This is a genomic window from Mucilaginibacter sp. (assembly GCF_036383575.1).
Lineage (GTDB): Bacteria > Bacteroidota > Bacteroidia > Sphingobacteriales > Sphingobacteriaceae > Mucilaginibacter.
On record NZ_DASVOB010000290.1, the window covers coordinates 1 to 20810 of the forward strand.

The window sequence follows — 20810 nt, forward strand, 5'->3', positions numbered from 1 at the left end:
AAAAAGCCGCCGCTCGCCTCCTGGCGAGTGGCAACTATCAAGCGGCCTCTGGCCGCCGAAGCGAAAACACCTGTGCCCGTTTGTAATGCGATACCGGCAATGCAATCGCCAAACCAGTTTAAGCGCTCGTTGCAAACGAGCGAAAGAAAAAAGGAGTCAAGGGCCTGAGAATAATTATCACTCGGCTGGAGTGACAGAATTCGGCGGCCAGAGGCCGTTTGATAGTAAACACTCGGCTGGAGCCGAGCGTTGGCAGTAGGGAAAGCAAAAAGCCCTCCGAAACTAAATCCGAAGGGCTTTTTGTATAAAAAACTATTCTTACTTCTTAATCCTGCTCTTTAAATCAGCCAGTGGCATAGTAACCATGCGACCAATCGGTTTTTTACCGCGGTAGGTGATCACCCTTAATGTGGTTGCATCTTTAGGGGCATCTATTGGCGCGGTATATTTAGGGTAAAACCTGTCGGGGAACGAATTGTCAAAGCTGTAATAAGTATCCAGTCCGTTCACTTCGTTGGTTAACGTGATTCTAAGGGTGCTGTCCGGATTTAATACTGCATCAAATGATGGGTCATAGGCGCTTGGGGCTATTTTGGTTTCGGCTTCATCAAAGCGCGGGAAATGTTTCTCAACCCTGCTGAAAAATCCATCCCAGTTTTTAGCTCCTTTTGGCGACCATACATCCTCGGCAATGGCCATGCCGCGCGGCCAGGTCATATATTCGGCCTGGCGGATGTTGTATACCTGCTCTGTCCATAAGTTGGCTTGTCCGCCTTTAATGAGGCGTGCATCAACACTATCCGGCACAGGTTCCCATGAATAGGTTTTGTTAAGGCGAAGTGTAGCGTAGATCTTTGTTTCGTTTACACGGTCGCTTTGCATGTAATCCAGATAGGCAAATGTTGTAGGGCTCATTACCACTTCATGACCGGCTTTGGCAGCGGTGATACCACCCTGGATTCCTCTCCAGCTCATTACAGCTGCATTAGGGCCAAGACCGCCTTCAATGATCTCATCCCAGCCCATGAACTTTTTGCCTTTTGATTCTACAATTTTTTCAAGGCGTTTTTCAAAGTAGGCCTGTACTTCGTTCATATCCTTCAGGTTTTCTTTGGCCATCAGTGCTTTGATAGCATCACTTTGCTCCCAGAAGTTCTTAGCGCACTCATCGCCGCCCAAATGGATATAGCCGAATGGGAACAGCTGGGCAACCTCGGTCACTACCTTATCTAAAAAAGTATAAACGCTTTCATTTGCCGGGCAAAGAGTATTATCAACAATAGCCCTGTTATGCGGGCCACTCCAGTCCATAAAGGGCTCGCCCGAGTTTACCACATATTTATCAGCACCCGGGGTACATGAAAGTTCAGGGTAAGCAACTACAGCAGCGAGGCTGTGGCCTGGTACATCAATCTCAGGCAAGATATCAACGAACCTGTCTTTAGCGTATTGTACCAGCTCTTTGATATCATCCTGGGTATAGAAACCGCCGTAAGTGCGTGGCTCATCGGGAGTAGGTGGTGTGAATGTACCGAACTGGCCTACCTTTTTAACATTGTGTGCTCCTACTTCGGTTAGCCTTGGCAGGCTTTTAATCTCCACGCGCCAGCCTTCATCGTCGGTAAGGTGTAAATGCAACAGGTTGAATTTGTATTTAACCATAGCGTCGATGTATTGCTTAACCTCGGCTTTGGTGAAAAAGTGGCGTGCTACATCAAACATCAATCCTCTCCAAGCAAACCTTGGATAGTCGGTAATTTCAACCGAGGGTGCTGTCCATTTTACGCCTTTGGCTACTTCCAAACCTTCAATTTCTTTGGGCAGCAACTGGAAAAACGTTTGTACACCATAAAACAACCCGGCAGCATCATTGGCGCGGATCACTACTTTTTTAGGTGTTACTGATAATTTATAGCCTTCGGTTTTGAGCGCTGTATCGGCTGTTTTATTTAAGATCAGCCTGATAGCTGCTGTTGGTGCAGCGGCTTTTACAGTTACAAAAGTTCCGGTAGCGGTTGAGAGTTTGCGTTTAAGATAGGCCGTAACGTTTGCCACATCTGCCGATGATCCAGCCTCTACAACTACCGTTTTGGGCAGTACAAATTCGCCTGTGGTTTGGGTAACTTTTACCGGTTGCGGGATAAGTGCGAGTGCCGGTTTTGCTGTTTGGGCTACAGAAAGCAGGTGTGCCATACAGCCGCAAAGCAATAAGGATAAATTCTTCATAAAGGATTGTTATTTAATTGGATGTACGCAAATTAAACTTTTTAAATAATATTAAGAAGTGTTTTCTGAACCTTGATTTTTCTGTCTGAACTCGAATTTTAAGGAATTAGTGGGATTTTTTGAATTTGCTGAGTATTCTGGTAATTACTTAATTCTATAAATTCGGGTTCGGACAAAAACACCAGCATACGACCGTGAGGACACTGCCGCTGGGCGATAAAAAGAAATCCGAAATCGAACATTCGAAATCCGACATTCCAAATCACACCCGGATATAAATTTTCCGCTTATCAAGGATATAGGCAACCAGCCAGCAGATCAGCATAAAGCTGATGGCAAACAGTAATGAACCTATTGGGCCGGGAGCTATAGTTTGATAAAAGGCGGTATTGATCCAGTCGACAGCGTTGGTGCCGCTTATCATGATCATGCTTACCGGGATCAGTAATATTTCGGAAAGCACATAAATAGGCAGCGGGTTTTTACCCATGGTGGTGAAAAAGCGTGCCCAGTTACCTTTGTTCCAGTTATTGATCTCCAGCGCGTAGATCAGTGCCGACAGGATCACCAGATCAAGCCCGGTAGTAACCAGCACAAATGAGCTCGTCCAAAGTTTTTTATTGATCGGGAAAACCATGTTCCAGCATAGCGCCAGAAAGATGAACAAACAGCCGGTTAATAACAGCTTGGTGGTAGTATCATAACCCTTCCCTTTTTGCTGGATGAACTTACCTGCATAATAGCCCACTACCACATTAACGATGGCCGGCAGCGTGCTTAGGACACCTTCGGGTTCAAATGGGATGCCCTCGCCGTGATACAGGTGATCAACACCGAACAAAAATTTATCAAGATAAATGCCTGCGTTACCGGTCATGCTCAGCGGATCGGCCGGGTTGCCATAAACAAGCAGGATGATCCAGTAGATGACCAGAAACAGCCCTGATAAAATAAATACCGATTGTTTAGACAGGAAATGGATCATGAGCGATGCAAAGCAATAACACAAAGCAATGCGCTGTAAAACACCCATAATACGGGTGTGGGCGATAGGTTTTAAATGAAAATGACCTCCACTGGTTGAAAAGAAAGGGAACCAGTACATCAGGTACCCTATCAGAAATATAAGCAGTGTACGCCGGAAGATCTTACTTAGTACAGCTGCGTTACCCATCTCCTGGTAACGTTTCATGGAGAAGCTCATGGCGTTGCCCACTGCAAACAAAAAAGAAGGGAACACAAGATCGGTTGGGGTGAAGCCATGCCAGGCGGCATGCTCAAGAGGCGAAAAAGCGGCTGCTCCGCTTCCCGGCGTATTTACAATGATCATGAAGCATAAAGTCATGCCACGAAATACATCCAGCGATAAAAATCGCGATGATGATTTGTCCATAAATGGGTTAAAAAATGTTTATAATCAGCTTGTTTAAAAAGCAGGGGTGTTAAGGCAAGATAATAAACTTACCGGGAATGCATATTTTCCCGGTAAGTTATAAGTTGTTACAAAACCGAACGCCGCCAGTTTAACAGCTTTCGGCTTTGCGCGTTTTGCTTTTAGCTTTAATTAATGATAACCAGGATTTTGTTTCAATTGAGGTGTACCGCCTTTGGCGCTCAAATCAATCTCCACCAGTGGTATCGGGTAGTATTCACTTTTACCTTTAACAAATTTACCGCCCTTTACATCATTTGTCAGTGTGCTTTGGTAAGCAATGTAAGCGTTAAGCTCGGTATCGGCAATACCCCAGCGTACAAGATCAAAAAAGCGGTGCCCTTCCATTGCAAGTTCAATTTTACGCTCAAAATAAATGGCTTTAAGCGCAAAGTCTTTGCTGGCAAAAGCTCCCGGAAGGTAAGGGCTCACTTTGTAGTTTGCGGCAGCTACATTGGTGAAGCCCCCGGTTGGATCTTCATTGTCTTTATATTTATGTACAAAGCCATCGGGATTTGCAGCACGATTGCGCACCATGTTTACATAGCTTTCGGCTTTATCCAGGCTACCAACCTGTGCTTCAACCTCAGCGGCCATTAACAACACATCTGCATAACGAATAATGTTGTAATTAATACCCGAACCCGGTGCCCATGAAGTATTATCGCCGTTTACATCCTGCTCGGCCTGGCCATAAACATTTTTGATTGGCGAATATGGGCCTCCATATTGTTGGTCGCGGATCCAATCAGCACCAGGGTGCAGGCCCCAGTCAAGATACGGGATCCCACGGCGACCGGCAGTCCAGTCAAGTCGGGGGTCAACAGGGGCAGTGTCAGGTGTGTAGTCATCAGCAGATGCCAGGCCCATATCTGTTTTTATAGGATGGCTGTTATAGTCATCAAGGTATGGTAAGCCAGTGGTTGGATTGGTGCGGAAATGATTAACCAGATCAATAGATGGCTGGTAGAAGCCGCAGCAGCTGAACGGACTGCTGTTGCCATATGGGAAATTCAGCATATCGCCGTTATTGGCTTGTGAAGGGCCGTTAGGGTCAGTATTAGCTGCTGCCTGTACCGCGAAAACAGACTCGGCACTATTGTTGGTAGCCGTTCTGAAATTATCGTTAAACTTTGCATTCAGGGCGTATTTTTTACCATCAGAAGTTACGCCTTGTGCAATAACCGCGTCAAATACAACTTTGGCCTCGGTATACTTATGCTCGTATAAGTAGGTTTTGGCTAAGTATGCACCCGCGGCCCATTTATTGGCACGACCAACCTCGGGCTGGGTATTAGGCAGGTTGTCATAGGCGTATTTAAAATCTGCTTCAATTTTTGGCCATATATCTGTATTGTTAGGCTGATTAATATCGGTTGTTGTTTCATCAAGATAAGGCACATTATTGAACATCTTTTTCAGATCGAAGTAGTAATGTGCCCTTAAGAACCGAGCCTGGGCCAATATATTGGTTTTGTTTGATGCCGATATGGACGTAACCTTGTTGGTTATTTTAATAGTATTGTTTGTGCGCGATACACCTTCATAATCGGCCCTCCATTTGCTATCAAAAAAACCGTTGCTGGCATCGGCAATGTACTTCATCATGGGCTCAATTTGCTGCTGGTCGCCGGCTATACTGCCTTTTGAAGCATCGCCGCCCACTACTCCACCGTAAATCCAGTTATCAGGTGCGGCTTCCCAGGCACCGCCACCGCCTACGGAAGCATCGCCACCCTGCTGCCCATCTATTACGGCATATGCGCCAACTAAAAGTTCGTTGGCACCAGATTCAGTTTCAAGAAACTGTGGCTCAAGAGCACCGTTAATAGGCTTATCAAGAAATGATTTTTTACATGCGCCAAGCAATAACGTGCTTAAAAGCGCTATGGAAATATATTTTTTAGCTTTCATTGTAATCCGTTTAAATATTGCTGTTATAATGAAAAATTAACTCCGAATAAAAAGGTGCGCGGACTGGCGTAACTGCCTTCATCAATACCAAAATCTTTGGTGTTACCGCTCAACTCAGGGTCAACACCGCTGTAGCCGGTTAGGGTGAACAGGTTGGTTGCCGATACATAAATGCGTAGTTTTTGAATGCCTGCCTTTTTTAAGCTGTTAAGGTTAAAAGTGTAACCAATTTGAGCGTTGCGCATACGTACATAAGTTCCGTTTTCAACAAAATATGAGTTTGGCGTAGCACCGCTGCTTGTTGATGCATCAAGCTCCTGGATAGGTGCTTTTGCGTTATGGTTGGTTGGTGTCCATGAATCATTAAGCGCGGTATAGCTTTTTGCTGTGCCGAATGATGCGTAAAAATCTCTCCAGTATTTAACACTGTTCCATAATTTATTGCCAAATGAACCGTAAAGAAATACGCTTGCATCGAAGTTTTTATAGTTTACACCAAGATTTAAGCCCGCGGTAACTTTAGGATTGGGATTACCAATAAAAGTACGGTCGGCATCGGTGATAAGCCCATCGCCATTTACGTCCTTATAGCGGAAGCGACCAACTTTAACATCTGATTGGTAGAAGGCGTTAGGGTCATTTGTTATTTTTTTTGCGCTTGCATCGGCGGCGTCAATTTCAGACTGTGAGTTCCAGAAACCTACTATCTGGTAGCCGTAAAATTCGCCTAATGAGTGGCCAACCTGGCTGCGGGTAATTGGCCCGTCAAACCGGCTTGAGGCCGAACCCGGGAAGTAGTCCCTATCGTCAGATACCCTTAATACCTTATTATTATAGGTGGTTATGGTACCTGTTGCATTAAAGCTCAGGTCGCTGCTTGCTTTAAAATTGCCTGTAATTGACAGGTCCAAACCATCGGTTTTCATTTTACCTACGTTTTGCGCAGGAAAAGCGCCGTTGCCGGCAGTACCTAATTGCGTGGCATTGTACAGGAGGTCTTTAATGTCTTTACGATAATAATCGGCTGTTACGGCTATTCTGCCCTCAAGCAGGGTAGCATCAAAGCCAAAGTTTGAGTTAATGTCCTTTTCCCACAGGGCGTGCGGGTTTGCTGTTTGATCCTGGTAAAAACCAGGTGTTAAATTAAGCGAACCATCGATAGGATAATATGACTGGCCTATATCATTACTGAAAGTGATGTGGGCATCTTTAGCACCCATATTGATCTGGTTGCCCATAATACCCCAGCCGCCTCTTAATTTCAGGTCGGTAAGCCATGTGATGCCCTTCATGAAATTTTCCTGCGAGATACGCCAGCCCGCGCTGAATGCCGGGAAATAACCATAGCGCTGATCTGTAGGGAACTTTGATGAACCGTCACGACGGATAGTAGCATTGAACAAATAACGGTCGTTAAAAGTATAATCTAAACGGGCAAACTCCGAAAACAGGGAGTTGCTTGATTTGCCGCTATAGGTATTTTTATTATTAGTACCAGTTGATAAGTTTACATAATCCGGATCAAAGGTGTAAAAGCCCTGGATACTTCCACCTACAAAGCGGTCATGATCTTCAACTGCTTCGGTACCTACTACCACGTTTACATTATGCTTGCCAAATGTTCTCTGGAAGCTCAGAGTGTTTGTCCAGTTATAAGTGTAGCTGTTATCTGAACTTTCGCTATAGGTATTTACCGAAGAGTTTTCTACGTTTTCATAAGTAGGGAACGTGAACGAATGATCATTGCTGTTGATGATATCACCGCCAAAACTTGTACGCAAGGTAAGGCCTTTGATAATGTCAGCTTCGGCAAACACATTACCCAGGATCCGGTAGCTTGTTGAGCCGTTATTTTTTGTGCGTTCCTGTATAGCAACAGGGTTATTGGCGTCACCAAGGCCGGTGCCATAACTGCCTGCGTAATTGCCTTTAATATCGTAAACAGGAATAATAGGCTGCTCTCTTAACCCGTGTGCAATAACACCATCTGGATCATTGGTGCTTACCTGCGAGTGCGACTGACCGTTATTTACCTGCGGCAGCTTGGTTATGGAGTAAGACAGGTTTTCGCCTACCCTGATGTGTTTGGTTATGTTAAAATTAGTGTTTGAGCGCAGGGTATACCTTTTAAGATAGGTATCGATCAGGGTACCGCGCTGGTTGAAGTAATTAAGCGAGAACAGGTAATTAGCCATATCATTGCTTCCGCTTAAAGATATGTTGTGACTGTTCATTGGTGCTGTTTTAAACAGTTCATGATACCAGTCGGTACCCGCCTTATTGGCCCGTGTGATCCTGTAAAAATTGCCAAGATCGGCGGCGGATGTATAGTTGGGATTTACATAATATTTAGAAGGATCGACAGAAGGGTCACCTTCTTTAGCACCTGCCGGCGTTATATAATCAGGTAGCGTAAAAGTTGTGCCAACACCGGTCGGGTTGTACAAAGCGTCTTTAATTGAATTATCGCCCGAATTTTTTTTGGCGGTAAGTTTCAGGTCGGCCATTTGCTGCGGTGTTATGGTGTTCCAAACATTGCCGCCTTTAGGTACTTGTGAACCGTAGTAAGCATCATACTGGATATTTACCTTCCCCTTGCCTCTTTTGGTAGTGATAATAATAACACCGTTGGCCGCCCTTGCGCCGTATATTGATGCGGAGCTCGCATCCTTTAACACCTGGAAAGTTTCAACATCATTAGGGTTTAACGTGCTTACGTCATAAGTTTCTACACCGTCAACTACGTATAAAGGTGTGTTGTCGCCAAAAGTGTTGAAGCCCCTGATGTGTACCTGCGGCTCTTCGCCAGGCTGCCCCGACCCGGTTACAGTAACGCCTGATGCCTGCCCCTGCAATTGTGAATTTACTGACGATGAAGGCTGTTTGTTAAGATCTTTAACGTTTACTACAGAAACAGCACCTGTAAGGTCCTTTTTCTTTTGTGTGGTGTAACCAACTACAACCACCTCGTTCAGCGCTTTTGACTCTTCAAGCAAGGTTACATTGATGGTTGTTTGTCCGTTTACCGGTACGGTTTGCGCCGTAAAACCTAAAAAGCCGAACTCGAGCGTACCTTTGCCATCGGGCATGGTAAGGGTGTATTTACCATTGATGTCGGTAACCGTACCCAAATTACTACCCCTGAGTTTTACACTTACCCCCGGTAAGGGCTGACCGCCAATGTCTTTAACTACACCGGTTACGGTTAAAGTGACAATAGGTTTTTCATCGGCCGGTTTTATGATGATGATATCATCAACTACCTGGAAGGTTAAGGGCTGTTTTTGCAGCACCTTCTGCATCACGGTTTCAATAGGCGCATCCTGCACGTCCACGTTTATTTTCTTGTCAACATCAACCTGGTCAAGCCTGTAAAAAACAGTGTACTTACTGCTTTTTTCAATCTGCTTAAACATTTGCTTAACAGAAATATTGTTTACACTAAAGTTGTAAACATTTTGTGAATAAGCGGCAGCGTGTATTTGCATAATGCCCGTTAAGAGCAGAACGGTTACCAGCTTCATAATTTTGATCGTTTTTTGCCACGGGCCGGCGGCCAGAGCGGACTTTCTGTAAAAATTAATCATAAATTTGTTTGTTAATCAGTTAATACGATGCTTCCCCAAGCGTAGGGTATTAGCTTTGATTGCTTTAGCCCGGGCGTGTTGGTAGCACATCCGGGTTTTTTTATGTAAAAGAGAATGTTAGTTTTTGATCATAGTTTCCTTTTTTGTTTTAGTTAGTTGTTATCATTATTGTTGTTTCGTGTAATGTTTACTGTATTGCCGTTTACCGAATAATTAATAGCGGTATTAGCCTTTATAATAGCCAGCACCTTTTCAATACTGGGAATGTTTTTAAAACTGCCCGAATAACGGATGTTGCTCAATTCGGCATCGGTCATGTTGATGGTTACGTTATACCTTCGCTCCAGCACTTTAGCTATCTCGCTAAGCGTGGTGCCATCAAATACCAGCAGGTTTTCTTTCCAGCCGTCATAACGATTAAGCTTGGCCGAGTCGATCTCTGATACCAGGATCTCGTTCAAACTTTTTGGTTCGGGAGCAGTATAGCTGTAGTTTTCCTTTTTAGGGTGATAGTAGATCCTGAGCACCTGCCGCGGTTTTACATAAATGCGGCTCATTTCATGTGCGTTGTTATCTACATTCCCCTCAACCGATACCTCCCCTTTTACCACGGTAGTTTCAAAGAACGGGTCGGAAGCATATGCTTTTAGGTTAAACTTTGTCCCGATATCCCTAATGGTATAGTTTTTTGTGTTAACGATAAAAGGGATCTCCTTTTTGCCGGGGGCGATATCAAAAAAGGCTTCGCCTTCAAGGTAAACGGTGCGGGTTGTTTTGCCAAAATCGGCTGTATAATTAAGCTTACTGCCCGCGTTAAGCCAAACCTGTGTGCCATCGCTCAAAACAATTTTTTTAATGGCGCCGGGGGTGGCAGCTATTTGCCTTACACTTTCTACATTTTTTGAATACCTGTTATATAAGGTAGCGGTAACAGCCGCAAGCAAAGCAATGGCAGCAGCAGCTTTACCCCAGGTGATCAGCCTTGCATAGCGTGATGGCTGCTTTGGCTCTATATCGGCCGAAAGCTTATTATAGGCATGATCTTTATTTACAACCGCTGGCTGCAGGTAAAGCATGTTATGCCAGGTTTCATACAATTGTGCAAAATACTGCTCGTTCTCGGGGTGTGCACTTATCCACTGTTTAACCTGCTCAAGCTCCTGTGCGGTGGCTTCGCCGGTTATGTATTTTACCAACAGTAGTTTTACTTCTTCGTTATCCATTTGTAATATTATCGTTAAGACAATCGAAAAAACGGATACCCTCAAAGCCGGGTGAAATATTTTTCAATTTTATTCGGCTACCGGGATAAATGCACCCCGCATATTGCGCGTAACCGTTTTTTTACAGAATGTTTGGGGTTAGCTTTTTATTATTTCCATATTAAATTTGATACGGAACGAAAAATTTCGTAACTTGTTAAAGTTTTTTAAAAAGTATTCGGATTAATTAAAGGCAGGATTAATGATCCAGGAAAACAAAGTACCTATAACCTCATTTACACAGGGTGACGCCAAAGCGTTTGAAACCCTGTTTAGGCTATACTATACCCGGTTAACTTTGTTTTCCAACCGTTTTGTGAACGATTTAACTGTTGCCGAAGAAATTACTGCCGATGTGTTTACCCACCTGTGGGAGCGCGGGCATGAGGTCAACTTTTGTGCATCGGTAAGTTCCTATCTTTTTAAAATGGTGCAAAACCGGAGCCTCAATTATCTCAAGCGCCAGAAAATAGAAAACCTTTACGTTAATTATCTCGAAAAGAACAACCTGTTTGATGAGCTGCGCAATACGCTCGAGAACGGCCTGGAAGAAAAGGAGCTTGCCCTGCAGATAGAAGCAGCCATTGCCACCCTCCCCGAAAAATGCCGCGAGATTTTTGTACTGAGCCGTTTCAGCGATATGAAGTACCGCGAAATAGCCGTGCAGTTAAATATCTCCCCCAAAACTGTTGAACGTCAGATGAGCATCGCCCTTGAAAAATTACGCCAGGTGTTGAAGCATGTGACGTATATGTTTTTTTAGAGTAGGACTTTATAAAATCACCTTAAGTTAAATTTCCCTTTGTTGAGTTGCTCTACATCAGGGATGAGCGCAAGTTGTAAAAAATAGGGCCGGTCACCCTGAGCCTGTCGAAGGGTCGCGCGCAGAGGCCAGCCCACGATGCTTCGAGAACCTCAGCATGACCCCTGTTTTTAATTTTTACCTTGCGCTCATCACAGATGAGCGCAAGGTGTGATTTTATAATCCATGTCATTGCGAGGAGCAGGGCTTGGAATGAGCCCTGGGGGCGACGTGGCAATCGCATGCTATACAGGTCCGCCCTGCTTCCGTGCGATTGCTTCGTACCTCGCAATGACATAAAGAAGAAGGCTGCTGCTAAACTTCAACCAGTAATCATCAATTCAAAAACACCTCATCTAAAAACACCCAGCCCGGTTTGCCTTTGGCCGGGTGCCATGCCGGTACACTTTTTAGCGGCTGGGCAACCAGTTTTATGCAGGATACCTGTTGTGTTGTTTTTAACTTACATTCCAGCGGCATCAACGCAAACGGATCGGTTTGGTTAGGGGCCCCTGTTTTAAGGGTACTCAACAACTTCAAATGGTTTTGATCGACACCGCCCCAAACTTCAACCAAGGCAGGTAAAAAGATCTGCGGACCGGTATTGCGCATCACATTAAGACTAACCGAATGCAGGTCGATAGGTTTGTTGAACCACATCATAACGGCCATGTCTTTTTGCGAGGCGAGCCATTTGCCGTTGCCAAAATTGCCGCCGCCTAACTCTTTATCAATAATAGTTTTTGCGCCATCACCTTTGTATTTGTCGTCAGGGTATTTGATAAAGCTGATACTATCGGGCGTGTAAGCACATTTGTAAACATTAAACTGTACCGTATCGCTGCCCTTCCAACCCGCTTTAAATGCCCTTGCTTTTATCACGGTACTTTGGGTAAATACCACGCCCGGCTTATAGGATGCAGCATTGATACTATCAGGTACTGAACCATCTGTAGTATACCTGATATCGGCTCCTTTTATGGGGTTGCTGAGCTGTAGGGCATAGCTCTGCTTAAATATAACAGCGGTGTTCTTTAACTGCGGACTGGTAAGCTTCATTACTTTACCATCATCCTTGAAGCCGGTTAACAGGTTAAGCTTTGGGTTTTGTTTTTGAAGTGATTGCAGGTCGGCAGGGTTCAGGCCACTGTCCCAAACCGCCAGCTCATTGAGGCTTTTTATACCGATGAGCTGTTTTACATCTGCTATGTTGAGCTTAACTCCCGCCAGCGAAATGCTTTTGAGATATTTTAAACCTGCTAATTCTTTTAATCCATTCCCGGTAACATCGCTGAAGTTGAGGTTTAGCCTGCGCAGGTTTTCAAATTTGGCAATCGTTTTCAGGTCGGCATCTTTTACCGGCATCTTGTTCAGGTCGAGTGAAACGACTTGTTTTTTGATAGCGCCTAATTCGTCAAGTACCTTAACATTATAGGTGCTTTTGTTGTAGATATTAACTGCCAGCGCCGGCGACTCATTGGCCAGCGGATATACCGCACGGTAATTATTATTCAGCTTTTGGATATCCTTTTCACTGGCAGCCGAAAAATCATAAACTTCTTCTTCGTTTTCTGCCGGTTTTAGATGGGTGGCGGCTATCATCCGTAATGAATCGGAAGCAGGCAGGTCGATCACCTTTTTGCTGAAACTGGCTTTGCTTTTTATCCAAAGGTAAAGCAGCATTTTTTCATCATCAGTAAGCTGGGTTTTACCAGTTGGTGGCATATGTTTCTTTTCGGTTTCGGGCAGGTGTACACGCTGAAGCAACAGGCTCATGGCCGGGTCGCCGGCTATAAACAGTTTGCCGTTTTTACCGCCTTTCATTATTGCTGCCGAATCGGTAAGCATGAGGCCGCCCTTCATTTTATCGGGATTGTGGCAGCTCTGGCATTTTACTTCAAATATGGGACGGATCACATCGTTATAAACCAGCGCCTGGTCTATCGACACTGCATTTTTACTTCTGTCCATCACCGGGCCCAAAACAAAATCATTGCCGTGGGTAAGGTTGCCGCCCAGGTGCCCGGCAACAATCAAACAAAAAACAGTTATCACTGCTCCGGCTTTAGCCAGTCTTACGGTATACTTTGAAGTGTGGCGGATGAGATATACGCCATAGCCTGCAAATGCCACGCTTACGCCAAACCATTTATGCCATTGTAAAGTATCGCCCTCATATCCCGGTTCCCTCGAGAGGAACAAGCCCATGATCACCGTTATGGAGGATAGCAGCGCGCCTAAAGGCAGCAGGTAACTTGTAAAAGTTTGATACAGCTTTTCATTAACGAACTCTTCCCGATAACGGAAAAACTCCATCACCATGGCCAGCATCAGTATCACGATTGGGAAATGCAGGATAAGCGGGTGCATACGGCCAACAGGTTGAAGCCAGCGCGGCACAACCAGGCTGTCGCCTGCTATGAGTAGTACAATAACGAAAATATTTAGCGCAAATAACGCCCCTTCTGCAAAACCTTTATGGCTGCTTTTCATATACGCCGGACTGTGTTTAATTAAACCCTGGTAAATTTATAAGGGTACACCTTGCCCGATGCCCATTGCGCCACGTATAAGTTTTCGTCGTTATCCACACAAACGTCATGCGGGTTTAGGAAGATCTTTTCAGCCTGGGCCATAGGTTGCAGCACGCCATCGGTATACACAGGCTCGGTGCCGCCAAGGTTTGATACTACTTTATTATTCTTATCCAATATAGTGGTGAAGCCGGTATTCTCTTTGCTCAGATCAGGCGAGCGGAGCACAGCAGCATACAGATGATCGCCTTTTATTACCGGGCGACAAACACATGCGCCGGGCAGTTTGATCACCTCTTGCAATTTGCCATCCATGCTGAAACGCTTGAAGCAGTTGCGGGTGCGGTCGGTAACCAGTAAGGTAGGTGTGTCGTATCTTCTGTCGATCACGATGCCATGGGCATTATCCAGGTGTTCGTCGCCCTCGCCCTTGCCGCCGAAGAAACCTTTCAGTTTGCCATCCTTATCATAATGGGTAACATATTGCGCACCGTAGCCATCAGCAATAAAAATGTCGCCATTGCTGTCGATGGTAGTTTCGGTAGGGACAAATTCTTCGGCCTTTTTGTAAACGCCGGTTTCCAGCGGCACATCAATGGTCATTAAAATGCGGCCATCTAATGTAGTTTTATAAACCTGGTGTTTTACAGTATCGGTTATGAACAATACTTCTGTACCGTTTTCATTAAACAGGGTTAGGCCATGTGCGCCGGGGAAGTCATGCCCCCAGGTGCTTAGTAGCTTGCCCGATTTATTATAGATGAGCACATTGTTCTTAGTTTCGTTGGTAAGCAGCAAAATGCGGCCCTTGGAGTCCTGCACCATCTCGTGGCAATCATTCACCGGGTTTTTCTGCGAATCGGCCTTGCTCCAGTTTTTATCCATGCGGTAGCGCATATTGCCATGGCCGTAAATTGGCCCGTCGTCTTTGGCTAACATGTCTTTAGCTATAAAAAAGCCTGCTGATAAAACAGAAGTGTGCTTGATAAATTCTCTTCTTTCCATACCGTTGATTTTTATGATTGCGTTGATTTCGCTGATATTTTTTGTTGATTTATTCTATTTCCATAGCTGCCGCGGGGCTGTGCCCCGTGGTGTCGCATGGTTTCAGCTTTCAGCTGAACTTCGTAAGCTGAAAGCTTACATTTTGGTTTACCACGGGATACGCTGCGCTAATCCCGCGGCAGTTGTTGGGGCTTACGCTATTATCCCCTTCACCACATTCCCCGCCACATCCGTTAACCTGTACCTGCGGCCCTGACTTTTATAAGTTAGTTTTTTATGGTCGATGCCTAATTGATTTAAAATGGTGGCATGAAAGTCATGCACATGCACCGGATCTCTTACAATATTATAGCCAAACTCATCGGTTTCGCCGTAAACTATGCCCGGTTTGATACCTCCGCCGGCCATCCAGATACTGAAGCAGCGTGGATGATGGTCTCGACCGTAATTGGCTTTTTCCAATTTACCCTGGCTGTAATTGGTGCGACCGAACTCGCCGCCCCAGATCACCAGTGTTTCATCCAAAAGGCCGCGTTGTTTCAAATCGGTAACCAATGCTGCAGATGCCTGGTCTACGTCTTTGGCTTGCCCGGCCATTTCCTGGGGCAGGTTGCTGTGCTGGTCCCAGCCCTGGTGATAGAGCTGTACAAAGCGAACCCCATTTTCTGAAAGTTTACGGGCCAGTAAGCAGTTGGCAGCATAGGTGCCGGGAATAAGGCACTCCGGCCCGTACATCTTTACAATATCGTCCGACTCTTTGCTTACGTCCATAATTTCGGGTACCGCGGTTTGCATGCGATAGGCCATTTCATACTGCTGCACTTTGGTGTTTATTTCCGGGTCGCCAAACTCTTTGTAGTTCATGTCGTTAAGTTCGGCCAGTTTATCAAGCATTTTACGGCGCTCGTGGCGGTTCAGTCCTTCGGGGTCATTTAAGTACAGGATAGGATCTTCGCCACTGCTGAATTGTACTCCCTGGTGAATGGAATCTAAAAAACCATTGCTCCACAGTTTGGAATAAACCCCCTGTCCGTTTCCTTTTCCTTTAGAGAGCAGAACGGTAAAGGCAGGTAGATTTTTGTTCTCGCTGCCGAGGCCATAGCTTACCCACGAACCCATGCTGGGGCGGTTGCCTTGCTGCGCACCCGTTTGGAAAAAAGTAAGCGCCGGGTCGTGGTTAATGGCATCGGTGTTGAGAGATTTAATAATGCAGATATCATCGGCAATTTTACCTATGTGCGGGAACATGTCGCTGATCCAGGCGCGCGACTCGCCATATTGCTTAAAATCATAAAATGAACCCACCAGCGGGAAGGAAGCCTGTTTAGCTGTCATGCCGGTAAGGATCTGGTTGCCGCGGACAGATGCCGGCAGCTCCTGCCCCATCATTTCGCGCAGTTTGGGTTTATAATCAAACGATTCCAGTTGTGAGGGCGCTCCATCCTGGAAAAGGTAAATCACCCGTTTGGCTTTCGGCGCAAAGTTGGGGATGCCGGGGATAAAATCAGCTTCAGCCTCATCGCCTTTGCCGCTAAACAGGTCCGGAATAAGCAATGAACCTAATGCAACACTGCCAATGCCCAAACTGAGCCTTGAAAGGAACCTGCGCCGGTTGATGTTAAGCCTGTTTTCTAAAAAATCTTTTTCCATGTGCTCAGGTTTTTGTTATTGCTTCTTCCAAATTATACATGGTATCAACCACTTTCATCATGGCTGCCAGCGTTACTTTATCCAGGTTGGCCGGTACCGGGTATTCGCCTACGGTGAGCAGTTTTTCTGCATCGGCTTTTTTCATGCTTTTTAATTCGTCTGCATAGTACGAGGTTAAAATAGCCAGTTCTTTTTGTTGAGGATGCCGGCACAGGATCAACCGGAACGCTTTGGTGATCTTTTCTGTCGATGTGCTTTTATCCTGCAAAAGTTTGGCGGCTAAAACGCGGGCGCTTTCCAATACAGTTGGGTCGTTAAGCATCACTAAAGCTTGCAATGGCGTATTGGTGCGCAGGCGTTTTACTTCGCACTGGTCGCGATTACTGGCGTCAAAAATGCCAAGCGATGCAGGCGGAACTGTGCGCTTAATCAACGTATACATACCTCTTCGATACAGATTTGGTCCGTGTACCTGTTTATAATTGGCCAGGATCCCCCTGCCCGATGTAGCGTTTTCCCAAAGGCCCGGAGGTTGATATGGGTTAACACTTGGGCCACCAATGGTTGGGTTAAGTAATCCGCTGCTGGCCAAAACCAGGTCGCGTACAAACTCTGCCGGCAAACGACCTCTTGAGCCCCGGGCCAATAAGGTATTATCAGGATCGGTTTTTAACTTTTCGGGCGTTACTGCCGCCGATTGCCTGTAGGTGGCCGACATCACGATCTGTTTTACCAGTCGCTTGATATTCCAGCCATGATCGCGGAAATCAACAGCGAGCCAGTCTAACAATTGTGGGTGCGATGGCAGATCTCCCTGCATGCCGAAATCGCCCGAACTTTTTACTATCCCCTTGCCAAAAAAATCCTGCCACATCTGGTTTACAAACACACGGGCGGTAAGCGGATTGTTTTTGTTGAACAGCCATTCGGCCAGGCCTAAGCGGTTTTTAGGATAGTTATTAGTAAATGGTAATATCGACTTAGGCGTACCGGCTTGCACCTCATCGCCATGGGCATCATAGTTGCCACGTTTGAGAATAAAAGTTGGCCGCACCTTGTCGCTATCGGTCATGATAGATACGATGAGCTTATCGGTATCACGCTTGTTCACAAAGGTCAGGATCTTTTTAACATCGTCATTGCTGATCTGCATCATGGGGTTCTTGGCATAGGTTTCGGGCCCGCCCACGGTTGATTGCAGACCTACTTCTTTAACATTGTTAAAAAAGGCATAAACCTGGTAGTATTCTTTTTGCGAAAAAGGATCGTATTTATGATCATGACAATGGGCGCACTCAAGCGTAACACCCAGCATAGCTTTGCCAAAGGTATTGGTGCGATCTGTTACGTAGCTTACACGATATTCCTCGTCAATTACGCCGCCTTCTTCGGTTATTTTATGGTTGCGGTTAAAGCCGGTTGCCAGCAATTGTTCTTTAGTGGCATTCGGAAGCTGGTCGCCGGCTAATTGCCAGGTAATAAATTTATCATAAGGCAGGTTTTCGTTATAGGCATGGATCACCCAGTCGCGCCATGGCCATTGTGTGCGATAGTTGTCATCCTGGTACCCATGCGAATCGGCATAGCGGGCAACATCCAGCCAGTGCAGCGCCATTTTTTCGCCGTATTGCGGAGTTGCCATCAGCTTATCCACCATTTTTTCGTAGGCGTTAGGACTTTTATCGGCCAAAAACTCATCCATTAATGCAAGGGATGGCGGCAGACCGGTAAGATCAAGTGAAATGCGCTTCAACAAGCGTTCTTTATCGGCTTCGGGATTAGGCTCCAGGCTGGCCTGCTCCATTTTTTGTAGCACGAAGTTATCGATAGCGCTTTTAGGCCATGCTGTATTTTTTACTGTCGGGACAGGGTAATTTCGCGGGGCAACGAAAGCCCAGTGTTTCTCATATTTAGCGCCTTGCTTTATCCATTTATGAATCAGCTCAACCTCATAGGGCGATAGCCTTTTCAGGTTGGAGGATGCCGGGGGCATTTGCTCGGTAGTATCTTTGGTAGAGATGCGGCGATAAACCTCAGATTGCATCGGTTCGCCGGGGACAAGCGCGTGCGATGACGGATTATCTTTTAATGCTTTGTAGGCGCTTTCGGCAATGTCGAGCCGCAGATCCGCTTCGCGATGGGAAGCATCGGGGCCATGGCATTTGAAGCATTTATCTGAAAGGATGGGCCGGATATTAAAGTTGTAGCTGATGGTATCAGGTACCTGTTCCTCGGCCACCCCGCCGGATGAATGGCAGGAATAAAACGTGTACAGCATGCAGATGGCTATTGTAAGCCACACATAATACAACTTCCGGTACATGGGTTTAAAATTGGTTAAACAGAGATTAAAGTTAGATATTTTATGCTACAATTTGCAAATACATATTTGTGCTTCAAATTGATTTGACGGGGGCAATATAGTATGAAAAATGATATGTTCATACATTTTGTACAAATGTTTTAACATGTTGATTGTTGGAAGCGTTATTGGAGTTACAAAAAGGGAATAACGCCTCTGCAATAAATTGCCCTTACGGGCTAACATTTAGTTTTTTTTATCGTAAAAGGAGAGTTAAAGCCGTAGCTTTACGCGAACGCGGCTTTGGAAAAATGGTTTCATTATTTCCCCCGTAATTGAAATTTATATCTGAATGAAATTAAAATTAAGGCTATTGCTGCTATTGTTATTAATAGTAACAACCGGTTTTGGTTTTTATATATACCAACGCTATTCGTTTGAGAAAAGGCATCCCTTTGTGCCCGAAAAGAAGCATAAAAATGATGCTTTAAGAGTAGGGATCATTGGCGATAGCTGGGCCACCGGCATAACCATTGATACCATTATAAAAGATGAGTTTTCAAAACGGGGCATCAATACCGATGTGATTTCGTTTGGGCAGCCCGAAGCCAAAACCAAACAGATCTACGATAATTTATATGCTAACCCGGAACAGCCTTATTCCAGCAACGAAATTCTGCACCATAACCTTGATTACTGCATTATTTTAGCCGGTACCAGCGATGCCGAAGGCGAAATGGGCGCTAAGTTTTATGCATACTATTGCTCGCTGATCATCAGTGACCTGGCCCGCAACAACATTGAACCGGTGTTTGTAACCATGCCTGAGTTTGGTTTTAAAGAAGAAACGGACAGCCTTGATATCCTGAAGAAGGTACGCAATGAGGTTTCGTCGCTGTTGATTGACAATGGTAATACCCGGAGTTTGGATGGATATCGTAAACAGGCAAATGACATGCTGAAAGATACCCATCTGAAAGACTCGACCATTGTAGTGCCCTTTAATTTAGTGTGCGATGATTACGAAAAACATAAGATCTTGTACCGTAATACCGGGCACCTTTCAACAGCTGGTAAGCAAAAAATGGGTAGGGTAATAGTGGAGTATATCTTAGAAAAAGAAAAGGCTGCCAAAAAGAAGCAGCTCAATACCAATATTGTCGAATCAGGGCAGGCGAAGAAAAACAAACGGGCCTGATTATTTACCTGAGTGTATAACTTCTAATTTTTTAATATCCTTGTAAACAATATAAAGCGGCATGATCCCGAAAATGCCAAAGCAGCAGTCGATAAACCGCCAGTAAACAGGGATGCCGCGGATCGGCCCGGCTATAAAGGCCAACGGGAATACCATTACACAGGCAATCATCCCAAACTCGATCACCCAAATGTTTTTAACAGGATCTTTCAGCGGACCAACAAATGCCATTGCAATAACCAGGTGACCAAAAGCCAGCCAGTCAGTACCGTAGGCCAGGTAAGGATAGTTTTGGTTGGTAGTTTTTACGGCGAGATACACGTTGGTTATCCAGCTCTGCATAAATTCGGGAAATATGGCTGAATGATTTGCGAAGAAAGCAAGTTCAGTTTCAATAGGGAATGCGGTTACACCACTTAATACCAGGCCGATAATGAATACAATTACCCAGGTTTTTATTTTTTTGCGAAGTTCAGGTTCGGTTTTCATAACCCTGGCAAGGTAAGAAATTTATGGGTTGCGGGTGTCTCGAAAAGGCTCTAAGACGAAGGTTTTAAGAATGTTAGGCGCTAAATTCCCCTCTTGAGAGGGGGCGCGGTGGGAAAGAGTGATAGCAGGGGTGTGTTATGCGATTTGATTGGAGCAGAACACACCCCTCCGCCCCTCTCAAGAGGGGAATCGCACAGCCCATGCTTAAGAACTCACGTTCACTGCAAACGAGTGCAAGATTATTCCCCCTTTAGGGGGTTAGGGGGCACAATACTTCCTGATAAAATTATCGGCTTTATCGCTGCCAATGTTGCGGATAAAAGTCCAGTCGCGGCAGGCGCCTTCTTTGTCGCCTTGTTTAAATTTGTCGGTGGCCTGGCTTAGTACATCGTTTATAAAATCATCATCG

12 protein-coding genes are annotated in these 20810 nt (G+C 45.4%); 2 read left to right on the forward strand and 10 right to left on the reverse strand.

Going from position 1 to position 20810, the window contains the following annotated elements:
* Positions 1-318 precede the first annotated feature (318 nt).
* The 5 genes from VF500_RS10050 to VF500_RS10070 all read right to left on the reverse strand — a co-directional run bounded on the left by VF500_RS10050 (position 319) and on the right by VF500_RS10070 (position 10382).
* Positions 319-2226 carry a beta-N-acetylhexosaminidase gene (locus VF500_RS10050; RefSeq protein ID WP_330859548.1) on the reverse strand — a complete coding sequence of 636 codons (1908 nt, stop codon included), beginning with the start codon at positions 2224-2226 and terminating at the stop codon, positions 319-321.
* A gap of 262 nt (positions 2227-2488) precedes the next feature.
* Positions 2489-3619 carry an acyltransferase family protein gene (locus tag VF500_RS10055; RefSeq protein WP_330859549.1) on the reverse strand — a complete coding sequence of 377 codons (1131 nt, stop codon included), beginning with the start codon at positions 3617-3619 and terminating at the stop codon, positions 2489-2491.
* Positions 3620-3790: 171 nt separating this feature from the next.
* Entirely contained in the window at positions 3791-5572 is a 1782-nt protein-coding gene (locus tag VF500_RS10060) for a RagB/SusD family nutrient uptake outer membrane protein (RefSeq protein ID WP_330859550.1), read from the reverse strand.
* A 23-nt stretch (positions 5573-5595) separates the two neighbouring features.
* Complete coding sequence (locus VF500_RS10065) at positions 5596-9096, reverse strand: TonB-dependent receptor (RefSeq protein WP_330859551.1); 3501 nt, start codon at positions 9094-9096, stop codon at positions 5596-5598.
* Positions 9097-9311: 215 nt separating this feature from the next.
* Entirely contained in the window at positions 9312-10382 is a 1071-nt protein-coding gene (locus VF500_RS10070; protein WP_330859552.1) for a FecR family protein, read from the reverse strand.
* A 241-nt stretch (positions 10383-10623) separates the two neighbouring features.
* Here VF500_RS10070 and VF500_RS10075 point away from each other — a divergent pair, with 241 nt between their 5' ends.
* Positions 10624-11184, forward strand: a complete 561-nt coding sequence (locus tag VF500_RS10075) for an RNA polymerase sigma-70 factor (protein ID WP_330859553.1) — start codon at positions 10624-10626, stop codon at positions 11182-11184.
* 375 nt (positions 11185-11559) lie between these two features.
* On the opposite strand, the gene VF500_RS10080 is transcribed toward VF500_RS10075, so the two are convergent.
* The 4 genes from VF500_RS10080 to VF500_RS10095 form a co-directional block, all read right to left on the reverse strand.
* On the reverse strand, positions 11560-13716 hold the full coding sequence (locus VF500_RS10080) for an FN3 associated domain-containing protein (RefSeq protein WP_330859554.1): 2157 nt from the start codon (positions 13714-13716) through the stop codon (positions 11560-11562).
* A 20-nt stretch (positions 13717-13736) separates the two neighbouring features.
* Positions 13737-14762 (reverse strand): hypothetical protein, encoded by a 1026-nt coding sequence (locus VF500_RS10085; RefSeq protein WP_330859555.1) that lies wholly within the window; start codon positions 14760-14762, stop codon positions 13737-13739.
* A 192-nt stretch (positions 14763-14954) separates the two neighbouring features.
* Entirely contained in the window at positions 14955-16412 is a 1458-nt protein-coding gene (locus VF500_RS10090; protein WP_091210073.1) for a DUF1501 domain-containing protein, read from the reverse strand.
* A 4-nt stretch (positions 16413-16416) separates the two neighbouring features.
* On the reverse strand, positions 16417-18735 hold the full coding sequence (locus VF500_RS10095; protein WP_330859556.1) for a PSD1 and planctomycete cytochrome C domain-containing protein: 2319 nt from the start codon (positions 18733-18735) through the stop codon (positions 16417-16419).
* A gap of 331 nt (positions 18736-19066) precedes the next feature.
* Here VF500_RS10095 and VF500_RS10100 point away from each other — a divergent pair, with 331 nt between their 5' ends.
* Positions 19067-19912, forward strand: coding sequence for a hypothetical protein (locus tag VF500_RS10100; RefSeq protein ID WP_330859557.1), 846 nt, complete (start codon positions 19067-19069; stop codon positions 19910-19912).
* Here the strand turns inward: VF500_RS10100 and VF500_RS10105 are convergent, their stop codons facing one another.
* The gene (locus tag VF500_RS10105; protein ID WP_330859558.1) at positions 19913-20401 is read right to left on the reverse strand and encodes a hypothetical protein; all 489 of its coding nucleotides are present in this window, start codon (positions 20399-20401) and stop codon (positions 19913-19915) included.
* Positions 20402-20810 lie beyond the last annotated feature (409 nt).